This window comes from Streptococcus infantis SPAR10, assembly GCF_000279535.1.
GTDB classification, from domain to species: Bacteria; Bacillota; Bacilli; order Lactobacillales; family Streptococcaceae; genus Streptococcus; species Streptococcus infantis_I.
Window position 1 is genome coordinate 35,823 of record NZ_ALCH01000005.1, and the last position, 12,500, is coordinate 48,322.

A 12,500-nucleotide genomic window follows, 5' to 3' on the forward strand; every position below is an offset into this window, starting at 1 on the left:
GAAAAAGATAGTTGGTCTAGCGAGCATCGCTCACTGCGCCCAACTCCTATTTTCCCTTCGCTTTTTGACGGGTTTGGTATCTTATATTATGTCTATCCATATTGCTGCTAAGCAAGGTGAAATTGCTGATAAAATTCTTCTTCCTGGGGATCCTCTTCGTGCGAAATTTATCGCTGAGAATTTCCTTGAAGATGCTGTTTGCTTTAACGAAGTCCGTAACATGTTTGGTTACACAGGTACTTACAAAGGTCACCGTGTATCTGTTATGGGAACAGGAATGGGGATGCCATCCATCTCTATTTATGCGCGCGAGTTGATTGTTGACTACGGAGTGAAGAAATTAATCCGTGTGGGAACGGCTGGTTCTTTGAATGAGGATGTTCACGTCCGTGAATTGGTCTTGGCTCAAGCAGCTGCAACCAACTCAAACATCATCCGCAACGATTGGCCTCAATACGATTTCCCACAAATCGCTAGCTTTGATCTTTTAGATAAGGCTTACCACATTGCCAAAGACCTTGGTATGACTACTCATGTCGGAAATGTATTGTCATCAGACGTTTTCTATTCAAACTACTTTGAGAAGAACATTGAACTTGGTAAATGGGGCGTGAAAGCTGTAGAAATGGAAGCAGCAGCCCTCTACTATCTTGCTGCCCAACACCACGTCGATGCTTTAGCTATTATGACGATTTCTGATAGCTTGGTTAATCCAGAAGAGGACACTACAGCAGAAGAACGTCAAAACACCTTCACTGATATGATGAAGGTTGGTTTGGAAACATTGATTGCTGACTAAAAGAGAACGCAAAAGGAAGACTTTCTGGATGAAAATCTTCCTTTTTTAGTCATTCAGTCCATACTGTGACCTTAATGAAATGTTGCTCTATCGTCTATTTTGAAGAGATTGTAAGAAACAATCAATCTCTGCTTGAGAATGGAGAATGCGCATCTTCTTAGGGTATGTTTTGTTTAAGTATTGGTATCTATCCTTAGCATTTTTCGTTCGTCCATCCCAAAGAATCCAGCGGATAAACTCCCAGTCAAAACGTTCAGGACAACCGTCTGCCATACTTTCTCTAACTTTTCCTCTGTATCTTAGATAGCGTTTAAAGGCTCTTGCTAAACAATTCCATGCTGAGAAGTTTAAAAAGATAATCTGATCAGCTTGCTCCATTCTTTCCTCATAGCAACACCAGCTATAGTTGCCGTCGATAACCCAATCCTCATGTTTAGAAAGGAAAGTTTTCATTTTCTTTAACATCCAATCGCGATCGCTATCTTGCCACCCAGGCTGAAATTGCAATCGGTCTATATGGAGTTTAGGAATGGAGTAGTAGCTGGAAAGTTTTTCAGCCAGAGTAGATTTACCTGAGCCTGAATATCCTATAATAGCAATTTTCATGATAACCTCCAGAAAAATGTGTACAAAAAAAGCTCCGAAGAGCTCATTTTGTATCCAGTTAAAGATTAACCAAGTTTAGCTGCAAGACGTGCTTTATCACGGTTAGCTTTATTCTTGTGGATCAAACCTTTAGTTTCTGCTTTATCGATGGCTGAGCTAGCAGCACGGTAAAGTTCTTCAGATGGGTTTGCTTCAAAAGCTTTGATAGCAGTACGCATAGCTGATTTTTGAGCTGAGTTCTTTTCGTTTTGTTTAACGTTCAATTCAGCGCGTTTGATAGCTGATTTAATGTTTGCCAATGTTCTTACCTCCATATTTACTAACTATACCATTATATCTGAAAACTATTATTTTGACAAGGGGAAATCACTTTTTTAAATAAATTTCATCAATTTCATGATTTTTAGATTTATGAAGAATGACTTCAGCCCGATTTCTTGTCGGTTCGATGTAGTTTTGTAGATTGGTCAAATTAATACTTGTCCAAACCTGATGGGCAAAATCTTTGACTTCACTAATTGGTTGCTGGGTGAAACGATAGTAATAGTTGTTTGGATCATCTTGTGCAAAGCTAAGAAGTTTCAAGAAACGGTCCAAATACCAGCTCTCAATATCCTCGACTGCAGCATCTACATAGATTGAAAAATCGAAGAAGTCTGTAATATAAAGACGGCTATTACGTGGTGTTTGAAAGACGTTGATACCTTCTACAATGACAAAATCCGCTGCTTGAACTCTTTGTGTTATATCAGGTACGATATCGTAGATTTCGTGAGAATAAACAGGAATGTCAACATCCTGACCGTTTTTAAGTTGATCAAGGAAATCGAGCAAGCTTTCCATATCATAACTCTCAGGGAAACCTTTTCGGTTTAGGATATTTCGCTCATTTAAGATGCTGTTAGGATACAGAAAGCCATCAGTTGTCACTAATTCAACACTTGCTTCTGGAAAAATACGGGAAAGCAAAATTTGTAAGAGTCGGCTAGTAGTTGATTTGCCAACAGCGACACTACCTGAAATTCCGATAATAAATGGCTGATTTTTACTCTCCCTTTGGAGAAAAATCCCTTTTGAAAAGGCTAGATCTTCTTTGGAGCGTTTGTAGATTTGAATCAGATGAGCTAGCGGTAGGTAAATATCTGTTACATCTTGGAGACTAATCTGGTCATTAAAACTCTTAATCGAATCCAATTCCTCCTCGGTTAAAGGAGGTGTAGTTTTACGATGTAAAGATTGCCAAGTTCCGCGACTGATTTTTTCATAATGTATAAATTCGTTGGTCATAAAATTTCCTCGTTTGATACCTCAGTATACCATAATTTACAAAGAAAGACATCTGAATCATTTGAGAAAAAGTGCTCTCTTTGTTAGAATAGAGGTAGAATAAACATCAAAAGAGGTGGTGTTATGAGACTAGTGGTGAGTGATAAAATTCTAAAACTGACTAGCTTACTAGCAGTGATTCTGTGGTTATCTCCTACTTTGATTGAGTTTACCGTTAGTTTAGGAAGTCAAACCTTTAGCTGGTCTGCCTTTGTCTTGTTGTTCTTGCTACCAATTATTGGTTTTATCTACTTGATTCTCGCCATTTTAATAAGAAAATGGTGGCTTTTCTTGTTTGGTCTAGCCTGTATTTTTTCCTTTGCTATCACTATGGCATTGGGTTATTACTTGCTCGGTCCTTAAAAGGAAATTCAACTTATATTATTTTTCAATAAATCGATGGCAAAGAAAAGCCTTTGTTGTCATGTAAACGATTTACAATTAACTTATTTATGTGGTAAAATGAAACTATGAGTAAAATGTATTATGCAGAAAATCCAGATGCAGCCCATGATGTTCATGAACTTAGAGTTGAGCTACTTGGGCAAAAGATGACCTTTTTGACAGATGCAGGTGTCTTTAGCAAAAAAATGATTGATTTTGGAAGTCAGTTGTTGTTAAGATGTTTGGATGTCGAAAAAGGTGAAAAAATACTTGATGTTGGTTGTGGCTATGGTCCTATTGGCTTGTCTTTAATCAAGGCATATGGTGTTCAAGCGACTATGGTGGATATCAATAATCGTGCCCTGGATTTAGCCCAGCAAAATGCAGTGAAAAACAATGTTCAAGCGACTATTTTCCAGTCCAATATTTATGAGCAGGTAGAAGGGCAATTTGATCATGTCATTTCGAATCCACCCATTCGTGCAGGCAAGCAAGTCGTCCATGAAATCATCGAAAAAAGCATTGATTATCTTGTAGACGGTGGTGATTTGACCATTGTCATCCAGAAAAAACAGGGAGCTCCTAGTGCTAAAAACAAGATGGAAGAAGTCTTTGGTAATTGTGAGGTCGTGAAGAAAGACAAGGGTTATTATATCCTTAGAAGTGTGAAAGAATGAGAGCAGTAGATCTAATCCAGAAAAAAAGAGACGGTCAAGAACTAACCTCAAGTGAAATCAAATGGCTGGTAGAAGGCTATGTAGCTGGAACTGTTCCAGATTATCAAATGTCTGCTTTTGCTATGGCTGTTTATTTTAAAGGCATGACCACACGTGAGATTTCTGATTTGACTATGAACATGGTCAAGACAGGTCAGGAATTTGATTTATCCGCTATTGAAGGTATAAAGGTCGATAAACACTCTACCGGGGGAGTAGGAGATAAGGTTACCTTGATTTTAGCTCCATTAGTCGCTAGTTTTGACGTACCAGTTGCCAAGATGAGTGGTAGAGGTCTGGGGCACACCGGAGGTACTATCGATAAATTAGAATCTATCAAAGGTTTTCAAGTCGAACGCAGTCAAAATGACTTTATCAAACAGGTTCAGGATATCGGGGTTTCAGTTATTGGTCAATCTGACCAACTAGTCAAAGCGGATAAACTGCTCTATGCACTACGTGATGTGACCGCAACAGTTGATACTATTCCCTTGATTGCTAGTTCTGTCATGAGTAAAAAGATTGCAGCTGGAGCGGATGCTATTTTGCTGGATGTTACTGTCGGTGAAGGTGCCTTTATGAAAACAGTCGACGAGGCGCGTGAACTGGCTCAAACCATGGTGAATCTCGGGAAAGCTGTGGGGCGTAAGACAGTAGCAGTCATTACGGATATGAGTCAACCTTTGGGACGTGCCATTGGGAATCGCTTGGAAATTCTAGAAGCACTAGAAATTCTTCAGGGTAAAGGACGCGAGGATATTAGTCACTTTATCTGTGAGTTAGCCCAGATTATGCTTTCTCTGGCAAATGTTGAAAAAACAGTCGAGGAAGTAAGGCAACATCTTGAAAATGGTCAGGCACTCAAGAAATTCGAAGCGATGGTCCTCGCTCAAGGTGGAGATTTAGAAGATCTTTATCGACCTGTAATAGTTGATCATGTGGTAGAAATTCCTGCTCAGGAAGATGGTGTTATTGAGGCACTGCCAGCCATGGAGTTCGGCCTTTTCGCTATGAGATTAGGTGCTGGTCGTGCAGTCAAAACAGATGCTCTTGATTATGAGACAGGAATTGTTTTTGAGAAGAAAGTTGGGGAATCAGTCAAAAAAGGTGAAATTGTCGCAAAAGTATATGCAAATGGCAAAATTTCTCCGGAACTAGTTACAGATTTCCAAAAATATGTTAAAATTAAAATAAGTGATGAAACGCTTAAAACGCGTGAAATCATCGAAATTATCTCCTAATTTAAGGAAAATCCGAAATGAAATTAAATAAATACATTGATCATACGCTTTTAAAGCAAGATGCGACCGAACAACAAATCGATCGTTTGCTATCTGAAGCAAGAGAGTACGGTTTTGCCAGTGTTTGTGTGAATCCTTGCTGGGTTTCGCATGCAAAAGCTGGTCTAACAGATACTGATGTCAAGGTTTGTACAGTTGTAGGTTTTCCTCTTGGAGCTACAACTTCAGCTGTCAAAGCCTATGAAACCAAAGAAGCCATCCAAAATGGTGCTGACGAAATTGATATGGTTATCAACGTTGGTGCACTAAAGTCAGGAAATCTTGCATTAGTTGAGACAGACATTCAAGCTGTTGTTGAAGCAAGTGGAGACAAATTGGTTAAGGTTATTATTGAAGCTTGTTTGTTAACGGATGAAGAAAAAGTTCTGGCTTGCCAACTTGCTCAAAAAGCTGGTGCAGACTTTGTCAAGACTTCTACAGGATTCTCGACAGGTGGTGCGACCCTACCAGATGTTCAATTAATGCGTCAGACAGTTGGTCCTGATATGGGGGTCAAAGCAGCTGGTGGAGCTCGTTCTTATGCAGATGCAGTTGCCTTTGTTGAAGCAGGAGCTACTCGTATTGGAACATCTTCTGGTGTTGCGATCTTAAAAGGAGAATTAGCTGATGGCGACTACTGAGTTGATTGAATTAGCGATTGAAACTAGTAAAAAAGCTTACGTTCCCTACTCACATTTTCCGATTGGCGCTGTTTTGGTAGCCAAGGACGGAAGTATCTATACAGGGGTTAACATTGAAAATGCTAGCTACCCCTTGACCAACTGTGGCGAAAGAACTGCAATCTTTAAGGCGGTTTCTGAAGGACAACGAGACTTTTCAGAATTGATTGTCTATGGTCAAACTGAGAAACCAATTTCGCCTTGCGGTGCTTGTCGTCAAGTTATGGTAGAATTTTTTAAACCAGATCTAAAGGTGACTCTAGTCGCCAAAGATAAAACGACGGTCGAGATGACGGTCGGGGAATTACTTCCATATTCTTTTACAGACTTGCAATAGTCTGTGTCACTCTCTGAGTGGCAAGGGTCCTTGTGACCAATCAATTCATACTTGCAACTTAGTTGCGCATCTTATTTAGGAGGTTCAGTAATGAACAAGAAACAATGGCTAGGCCTTGGTCTAGTTGCAGTAGCAGCATTTGGACTTGCTGCATGTGGTAATCGCTCTTCTCGTAACGCAGCTTCATCTTCTTCTGATGTGAAGACTAAAGCAGCTATCGTTACAGATACTGGTGGTGTTGATGATAAATCATTTAACCAATCAGCTTGGGAAGGTCTTCAAGCTTGGGGTAAAGAACACAACCTTTCAAAAGACAATGGTTACACTTACTTCCAATCAACAAGTGAAGCTGACTACGCTAACAACTTGAACCAAGCAGCTGGAAGCTACAACTTGATTTTCGGTGTTGGTTTTGCCCTTCACAACGCTGTTGAAGAAGCAGCAAAAGAACATTCAGATAAAAACTATGTTTTGATTGACGATGTAATTAAAGATCAAAAGAACGTTGCTAGCGTTACTTTCGCAGACAACGAAGCAGCTTACCTTGCAGGTGTTGCAGCTGCTAAAACTACAAAAACTAAACAAGTTGGTTTTGTAGGTGGTATGGAATCTGAAGTTATTTCTCGTTTCGCAGCTGGTTTTAAAGCTGGTGTTGAGTCAGTTGACCCATCTATCAAGGTACAAGTAGACTATGCTGGATCATTTGGTGATGCGGCTAAAGGTAAAACAATCGCTGCAGCTCAATACGCTGCAGGTGCAGACGTTATCTACCAAGCAGCTGGTGGTACTGGAGCAGGTGTCTTCTCTGAAGCTAAATCATTGAACGAAAGTAAAAATGAAAACGAAAAAGTTTGGGTTATCGGTGTAGACCGTGACCAAGTTGATGAAGGTAAATACACTTCTAAAGACGGTAAAGAAGCTAACTTCGTGCTTGCTTCTACATTGAAACAAGTTGGAACAACAGTTAAAGACATCTCAAACAAGGCTGAAAAAGGTGAATTCCCTGGTGGTCAAGTTATCGTTTACTCATTGAAGGATAAAGGTGTTGACTTGGCAGTGACAAACCTTTCTGAAGAAGGTAAAAAAGCTGTTGAAGATGCAAAAGCTAAAATCCTTGATGGTAGCATCAAAGTTCCTGAAAAATAATTGAAGGAAGTCATTTCTTAGGAAGCGGCCAGTGGCCGCTTCTTTAAGGATTGAGACAAATGGTTTTGTCTCAATAGAGCTTGCTAAATTTCTTTAGCAGGTTTTATTGAAACAAAATATAATTCTGAAAGGAAGAGCACATGGCACACGAAAATGTCATTGAGATGCGTGAAATTACCAAAGTTTTTGGTGAATTTGTCGCTAACGACAAGATTAACCTTGAACTTCGTAAAGGTGAAATTCATGCACTTTTAGGAGAAAATGGAGCTGGTAAGTCCACTCTTATGAACATGCTAGCGGGGCTTCTAGAACCAACTAGTGGTGAAATTGTGGTCAACGGTCAAGTTGTAAAGCTAGATTCGCCATCAAAAGCGGCTAGCTTAGGAATTGGGATGGTCCACCAACACTTTATGTTGGTAGAAGCTTTCACTGTTGCTGAAAATATCATTTTGGGGAGTGAATTGACCAAAAATGGTGTGCTAGATATTGCTCGTGCAACTCGAGAAATCAATGAGTTGTCTGAACGTTATGGCCTTGCTGTGAATCCTTCTGCCAAAGTTGCAGACATCTCTGTTGGGGCTCAACAACGTGTTGAAATCTTGAAGACACTTTATCGTGGAGCAGATATTCTTATCTTTGACGAACCTACTGCTGTTTTGACGCCATCAGAAATTGATGAATTGATGGCTATTATGAAGAACCTGGTTAAAGAAGGTAAATCAATTATCTTGATTACCCATAAGTTGGATGAGATTCGTGCTGTATCAGATCGTGTTACAGTTATCCGTCGTGGTAAATCTATTGAAACAGTTGAGATTGCTGGTGCGACTAATGCTGACTTAGCTGAGATGATGGTAGGACGTTCTGTTTCCTTTAAAACTGAGAAACAGGAAGCTCAACCTAAAGAAGTTATTCTGTCTATTAAAGACCTAGTAGTAAACGAAAACCGTGGTGTTCCTGCTGTTAAAAATCTCTCACTCGATGTTCGAGCTGGTGAGATTGTCGGAATTGCCGGTATTGATGGAAATGGTCAATCTGAATTAATCCAAGCTATCACTGGTCTTCGTAAGATTGAGTCTGGTATCGTGGAGTTGAAAGGCCAGTCTATCGTAGGTTTACACCCTCGTCAAATTACAGAAATGAGTGTAGGCCACGTTCCAGAAGATCGCCACCGTGATGGTTTAGTTTTAGAAATGATGATTTCTGAAAATATCGCTCTTCAAACCTACTATAAGGAACCTCTTAGCAAGAAGGGAATCTTAAACTACACCAATATCATCGGGTACGCTAAACAGTTAATGCAAGAATTCGATGTGCGTGCTGCTAGTGAGATTGTTCCAGCATCAGCTCTTTCTGGAGGAAATCAACAAAAAGCAATTATCGCTCGAGAAGTCGATCGAAATCCTGATCTCCTAATCGTCAGTCAACCTACTCGTGGTTTGGACGTCGGTGCTATTGAGTACATTCACAAACGCTTGATTCAAGAACGTGATAATGGGAAAGCTGTCCTTGTAGTCAGCTTTGAACTAGATGAGATTTTAAATGTCTCAGATAGAATCGCTGTTATCCATGATGGTAAGATTCAAGGAATTGTTACACCAGAAACAACCAACAAGCAAGAGCTTGGTGTCTTGATGGCTGGTGGTGAATTGGAAAAGGAGAAGAGTGATGTCTAAAAAATTACAACAAATTTCGGTTCCCTTGATTTCTGTTATTTTAGGAATTCTACTCGGAGCCATCGTCATGTGGATTTTCGGTTACGATGCAATCTGGGGCTATGAAGAACTGTTCTACACAGCCTTTGGTAGTGTTCGAGGAATCGGTGAAATCTTCCGTGCCATGGGTCCTTTAATTCTGATTGCCCTTGGATTTGCAGTTGCAAGTCGTGCTGGTTTCTTTAACGTCGGACTACCAGGACAAGCTCTTGCAGGCTGGGTTATGAGTGGCTGGTTCGCTCTTTCTTTCCCGGATTTACCACGGCCATTGATGATTCTTGCAACGATTGTAATCGCCTTAGTTGCGGGAGGAATCGTTGGTGCCATTCCTGGTATTTTAAGAGCCTACCTTGGGACATCTGAGGTTATCGTAACCATTATGATGAACTACATAGTTCTTTATGTGGGAAATGCCTTTATCCACCACTTCCCTAAAGAAATCATGCAAAGTACTGACTCATCAATTCGAGTAAGTGCAAATGCAACATATCAAACACCTTGGCTTGCTGAGTTAACTGGAAATTCTCGTATGAACATTGGGATTTTCTTTGCTATCATAGCAGTTGCAGTTATCTGGTTCATGCTTAAGAAGACAACTCTTGGTTTTGAAATCCGAGCAGTTGGTCTCAATCCAAATGCTTCTGAATACGCAGGTATTTCAGCCAAACGCACCATTATTCTATCAATGATTATTTCTGGTGCCCTTGCAGGACTTGGTGGCGCAGTAGAAGGACTAGGTACCTTCCAAAACGTCTACGTCCAAGGTTCATCGTTAGCAATCGGATTTAACGGTATGGCAGTAAGTCTACTTGCTTCAAACTCACCAGTTGGAATTCTATTTGCAGCCTTCCTTTTCAGTGTTCTTCAAGTAGGTGCTCCTGGTATGAATGCTGCACAAGTACCATCTGAGCTTGTAAGTATCGTTACAGCCTCAATTATCTTCTTTGTCAGCGTTCACTATATCATCGAACGCTTTGTCAAACCAAGAAAACAACTTAAAGGGGGTAAATAAGGATGTCGATTACAACAATGTTAACCCTTATGGTTTCTTCAATGTTGATTTATGCAGCACCACTTGTTTTCACAAGTATCGGAGGAGTTTTCTCCGAACGTGGTGGAGTTGTTAACGTTGGTCTTGAAGGAATCATGGTCATGGGTGCCTTTTCTGGAGTTGTTTTTAACCTTGAATTTGCTCAAGATTTGGGAGCACTAACTCCTTGGTTGGCTCTCTTAGTTGGTGGATTAGTTGGAGCTATCTTCTCGCTCATTCACGCAGTAGCTACAGTTCATTTCCGTGCAGACCATGTTGTCAGTGGTACTGTGCTTAACTTGATGGCGCCAGCCTTGGCAGTTTTCTTGGTGAAGGTGCTTTATAATAAGGGACAAACGGATAACTTAACGCAAACCTTTGGGCGTTTTGACTTCCCGGTATTAGCTAATATCCCTGTTATCGGAGATATCTTCTTCAAGTCAACTAGTCTACTAGGTTACCTAGCAATTGCTTTCTCATTCCTAGCTTGGTTTATCCTCTTTAAGACTCGCTTTGGACTTCGCCTTCGTTCAGTTGGTGAACACCCACAAGCAGCAGATACTTTGGGAATCAATGTCTACAAGATGAGATATCTTGGAGTAGTGATTTCAGGCTTCCTTGGAGGAATCGGTGGAGCTATTTACGCTCAGTCAATCTCCGTCAACTTCTCAGTTACAACTATCGTAGGACCTGGATTTATCGCTCTTGCGGCCATGATTTTTGGTAAATGGAATCCTGTTGGTGCTATGCTTTCAAGTCTCTTCTTTGGACTATCACAAAGTTTGGCAGTTATCGGTTCTCAACTTCCTTTCTTGCAAGGAGTTCCAGCCGTTTACTTGCAAATCGCACCATATCTCTTGACCATTGTCGTCCTCGCTGCCTTCTTTGGTAAAGCTGTTGCGCCGAAGGCAGATGGTATCAACTATATCAAGTCTAAATAACATAAAAAAACGTCAGTTGAAACTGACGTTTTATTTTTTTGGTTCTTGGTGTGTTATGTTAAGTCCCCAAGGAATGAGATTTTCTGTTTTATTTTGGATCCGTTTGATATTGTCCTTGTGTCGTATAATCACTAGACTTGCAAGACCAATAATAATCAAAGTGAAAAGTAGGTCATAACTAGTTAAAATAAATCCAAAGAGAGGAAACAGAAGGACGCCAATAATTGCAGCAATAGCAGCAGAGATACTAGAGAGGGAAATCATACTTCCCAGATAAAGGATTCCAAAGAAAATGACTGCAAGGTAAAGGCAAAAGAGAGGAGCAAAACCAAAAATAACTCCAGCACTGGTTGCAACAGCCTTACCACCCTTAAATTTGGCAAAGATAGGGAAGGTGTGGCCAATGACTGCTAAAAGCCCAAAGACAATTGGTGAAACTCCCTGCACATGGAAGATTAGTGGAAGTAGAGTGGCCAAAGTACCTTTAAAGAAATCAATTACAAAGGTTGCCATTCCAGCTTTCTTGCCTAGGATTCGGAAGGTATTGGTCGTCCCAGTATTACCAGATCCATGTTCTCTTAGATTGATGTTAAAGAATATTTGTCCAATCCACAAGCCTGAAGGAATTGAACCTAATAAATAAGCTAAAATTAATAATACTATTGTCATCATGTTTCTATTATACCATGAAATAGGAGAGAAACGAAACTGAATCTTTTCACCATTTGTGACATCTGATAATTTTATAAGTAGAAAAAGTTTTAAATGAATAGTATGATTATTCGGAAGTCAAGTCTAAAGTTTTAAAAATTCATGAAAATTTCTGAAATGCTTTATATTTATGTTTATTTATGCTATAATGGGAACAATTATTTTTAGGAGGTGGAGTATGTCTTACTTATTCGAGATATTACCAAGTTTATTGAGCGGTGCGACAATGACTTTACAAGTTTTTGCACTGGTCATACTCTTTTCAATCCCTTTAGGCATTTTGGTTGCTTTTTGCTTACAGGTCCATTGGAAACCCCTCCATTACATGATTGATATCTATATCTGGGTGATGCGCGGGACACCCTTGCTCTTGCAACTAATTTTTATTTATTATGTCCTTCCAAGTATTGGGATTCGTTTAGATCGTGTGCCTGCAGCGATTATTGCCTTCACGCTTAATTATGCAGCCTATTTTGCTGAAATTTTCCGTGGAGGAATTGCAACTATTCCTCAGGGCCAATATGAGGCAGCGAAAGTTTTAAAATTCAATCCTATCGATACCGTTCGCTACATTATCTTGCCACAGGTGACCAAGATTGTCTTACCAAGTGTATTTAACGAAGTAATGAGTTTGGTTAAGGATACTTCTTTGGTTTATGCACTCGGTATTTCAGATTTAATCCTAGCCAGTCGTACTGCGGCCAATCGTGATGCTAGTTTGATTCCAATGTTTTTAGCAGGTGCTATTTATCTGCTTATGATTGGTATTGTTACAATCCTAGCTAAGAAACTTGAGAAGAAGTTCAGCTACTATAGATAGGAGGTTAAC

Annotated in this window: 15 protein-coding genes; 11 read left to right on the forward strand and 4 right to left on the reverse strand. The window is 40.0% G+C overall.

Going from position 1 to position 12,500, the window contains the following annotated elements; translation table 11 throughout:
* Positions 1-88: 88 nt before the first annotated feature.
* The gene (gene deoD, locus SPAR10_RS08795) at positions 89-799 is read left to right on the forward strand and encodes a purine-nucleoside phosphorylase (protein ID WP_004253139.1); all 711 of its coding nucleotides are present in this window, start codon (positions 89-91) and stop codon (positions 797-799) included.
* Positions 800-886: 87 nt separating this feature from the next.
* Here the strand turns inward: deoD and SPAR10_RS08800 are convergent, their stop codons facing one another.
* The 3 genes from SPAR10_RS08800 to coaA all read right to left on the reverse strand — a co-directional run bounded on the left by SPAR10_RS08800 (position 887) and on the right by coaA (position 2,692).
* Positions 887-1,405, reverse strand: coding sequence for a DNA topology modulation protein (locus SPAR10_RS08800; protein WP_004253141.1), 519 nt, complete (start codon positions 1,403-1,405; stop codon positions 887-889).
* A gap of 65 nt (positions 1,406-1,470) precedes the next feature.
* Entirely contained in the window at positions 1,471-1,719 is a 249-nt protein-coding gene (rpsT, locus tag SPAR10_RS08805) for a 30S ribosomal protein S20 (protein WP_029689886.1), read from the reverse strand.
* A 52-nt stretch (positions 1,720-1,771) separates the two neighbouring features.
* Complete coding sequence (gene coaA / locus SPAR10_RS08810; RefSeq protein ID WP_004253144.1) at positions 1,772-2,692, reverse strand: type I pantothenate kinase; 921 nt, start codon at positions 2,690-2,692, stop codon at positions 1,772-1,774.
* Between the two features lie 135 nt (positions 2,693-2,827).
* Between coaA and SPAR10_RS08815 the strand changes: the two genes are divergently transcribed.
* The 9 genes from SPAR10_RS08815 (at position 2,828) to SPAR10_RS08855 (ending at position 10,960) form a co-directional block, all read left to right on the forward strand.
* Positions 2,828-3,094, forward strand: coding sequence for a 1,4-dihydroxy-2-naphthoate prenyltransferase (locus SPAR10_RS08815; RefSeq protein WP_232672997.1), 267 nt, complete (start codon positions 2,828-2,830; stop codon positions 3,092-3,094).
* Positions 3,095-3,201: 107 nt separating this feature from the next.
* The gene (locus SPAR10_RS08820) at positions 3,202-3,792 is read left to right on the forward strand and encodes a class I SAM-dependent methyltransferase (protein WP_100249494.1); all 591 of its coding nucleotides are present in this window, start codon (positions 3,202-3,204) and stop codon (positions 3,790-3,792) included.
* The gene (locus tag SPAR10_RS08825) at positions 3,789-5,072 is read left to right on the forward strand and encodes a pyrimidine-nucleoside phosphorylase (RefSeq protein ID WP_004253169.1); all 1,284 of its coding nucleotides are present in this window, start codon (positions 3,789-3,791) and stop codon (positions 5,070-5,072) included. Before SPAR10_RS08820 ends, SPAR10_RS08825 begins: the two co-directional genes overlap by 4 nt.
* Positions 5,073-5,089: 17 nt before the next feature.
* Positions 5,090-5,752, forward strand: coding sequence for a deoxyribose-phosphate aldolase (deoC, locus tag SPAR10_RS08830; protein ID WP_004253171.1), 663 nt, complete (start codon positions 5,090-5,092; stop codon positions 5,750-5,752).
* Positions 5,739-6,128, forward strand: coding sequence for a cytidine deaminase (locus SPAR10_RS08835; RefSeq protein ID WP_004253174.1), 390 nt, complete (start codon positions 5,739-5,741; stop codon positions 6,126-6,128). Before deoC ends, SPAR10_RS08835 begins: the two co-directional genes overlap by 14 nt.
* Before the next feature lie 90 nt (positions 6,129-6,218).
* Positions 6,219-7,274: a BMP family lipoprotein gene (locus SPAR10_RS08840; RefSeq protein ID WP_004253177.1), complete on the forward strand. Its 1,056-nt coding sequence runs from the start codon at positions 6,219-6,221 to the stop codon at positions 7,272-7,274.
* 140 nt (positions 7,275-7,414) lie between these two features.
* Positions 7,415-8,950 carry an ABC transporter ATP-binding protein gene (locus tag SPAR10_RS08845; RefSeq protein WP_004253180.1) on the forward strand — a complete coding sequence of 512 codons (1,536 nt, stop codon included), beginning with the start codon at positions 7,415-7,417 and terminating at the stop codon, positions 8,948-8,950.
* Positions 8,943-10,001: an ABC transporter permease gene (locus SPAR10_RS08850; RefSeq protein WP_004253183.1), complete on the forward strand. Its 1,059-nt coding sequence runs from the start codon at positions 8,943-8,945 to the stop codon at positions 9,999-10,001. The genes SPAR10_RS08845 and SPAR10_RS08850 overlap by 8 nt, the downstream gene beginning before the upstream one ends.
* 2 nt (positions 10,002-10,003) lie before the next feature.
* On the forward strand, positions 10,004-10,960 hold the full coding sequence (locus SPAR10_RS08855; protein ID WP_025170570.1) for an ABC transporter permease: 957 nt from the start codon (positions 10,004-10,006) through the stop codon (positions 10,958-10,960).
* A 30-nt stretch (positions 10,961-10,990) separates the two neighbouring features.
* Here the strand turns inward: SPAR10_RS08855 and plsY are convergent, their stop codons facing one another.
* Positions 10,991-11,632, reverse strand: coding sequence for a glycerol-3-phosphate 1-O-acyltransferase PlsY (gene plsY, locus SPAR10_RS08860; RefSeq protein ID WP_004253190.1), 642 nt, complete (start codon positions 11,630-11,632; stop codon positions 10,991-10,993).
* Between the two features lie 217 nt (positions 11,633-11,849).
* Here plsY and SPAR10_RS08865 point away from each other — a divergent pair, with 217 nt between their 5' ends.
* A complete protein-coding gene (locus SPAR10_RS08865) occupies positions 11,850-12,491 on the forward strand; it encodes an amino acid ABC transporter permease (RefSeq protein ID WP_004253193.1) in 642 nt (213 codons plus the stop codon).
* Positions 12,492-12,500 lie beyond the last annotated feature (9 nt).

Coding starts and splice junctions, on each gene's coding strand:
- deoD (WP_004253139.1), top strand. CDS start 89: ATGTCTATCCATATTGCTGCTAAGCAAGGTGAAATTGCTGATAAAATT.
- SPAR10_RS08800 (WP_004253141.1), bottom strand. CDS start 1,405: ATGAAAATTGCTATTATAGGATATTCAGGCTCAGGTAAATCTACTCTG.
- rpsT (WP_029689886.1), bottom strand. CDS start 1,719: ATGGAGGTAAGAACATTGGCAAACATTAAATCAGCTATCAAACGCGCT.
- coaA (WP_004253144.1), bottom strand. CDS start 2,692: ATGACCAACGAATTTATACATTATGAAAAAATCAGTCGCGGAACTTGG.
- SPAR10_RS08820 (WP_100249494.1), top strand. CDS start 3,202: ATGAGTAAAATGTATTATGCAGAAAATCCAGATGCAGCCCATGATGTT.
- SPAR10_RS08825 (WP_004253169.1), top strand. CDS start 3,789: ATGAGAGCAGTAGATCTAATCCAGAAAAAAAGAGACGGTCAAGAACTA.
- deoC (WP_004253171.1), top strand. CDS start 5,090: ATGAAATTAAATAAATACATTGATCATACGCTTTTAAAGCAAGATGCG.
- SPAR10_RS08835 (WP_004253174.1), top strand. CDS start 5,739: ATGGCGACTACTGAGTTGATTGAATTAGCGATTGAAACTAGTAAAAAA.
- SPAR10_RS08840 (WP_004253177.1), top strand. CDS start 6,219: ATGAACAAGAAACAATGGCTAGGCCTTGGTCTAGTTGCAGTAGCAGCA.
- SPAR10_RS08845 (WP_004253180.1), top strand. CDS start 7,415: ATGGCACACGAAAATGTCATTGAGATGCGTGAAATTACCAAAGTTTTT.
- SPAR10_RS08850 (WP_004253183.1), top strand. CDS start 8,943: ATGTCTAAAAAATTACAACAAATTTCGGTTCCCTTGATTTCTGTTATT.
- SPAR10_RS08855 (WP_025170570.1), top strand. CDS start 10,004: ATGTCGATTACAACAATGTTAACCCTTATGGTTTCTTCAATGTTGATT.
- plsY (WP_004253190.1), bottom strand. CDS start 11,632: ATGATGACAATAGTATTATTAATTTTAGCTTATTTATTAGGTTCAATT.
- SPAR10_RS08865 (WP_004253193.1), top strand. CDS start 11,850: ATGTCTTACTTATTCGAGATATTACCAAGTTTATTGAGCGGTGCGACA.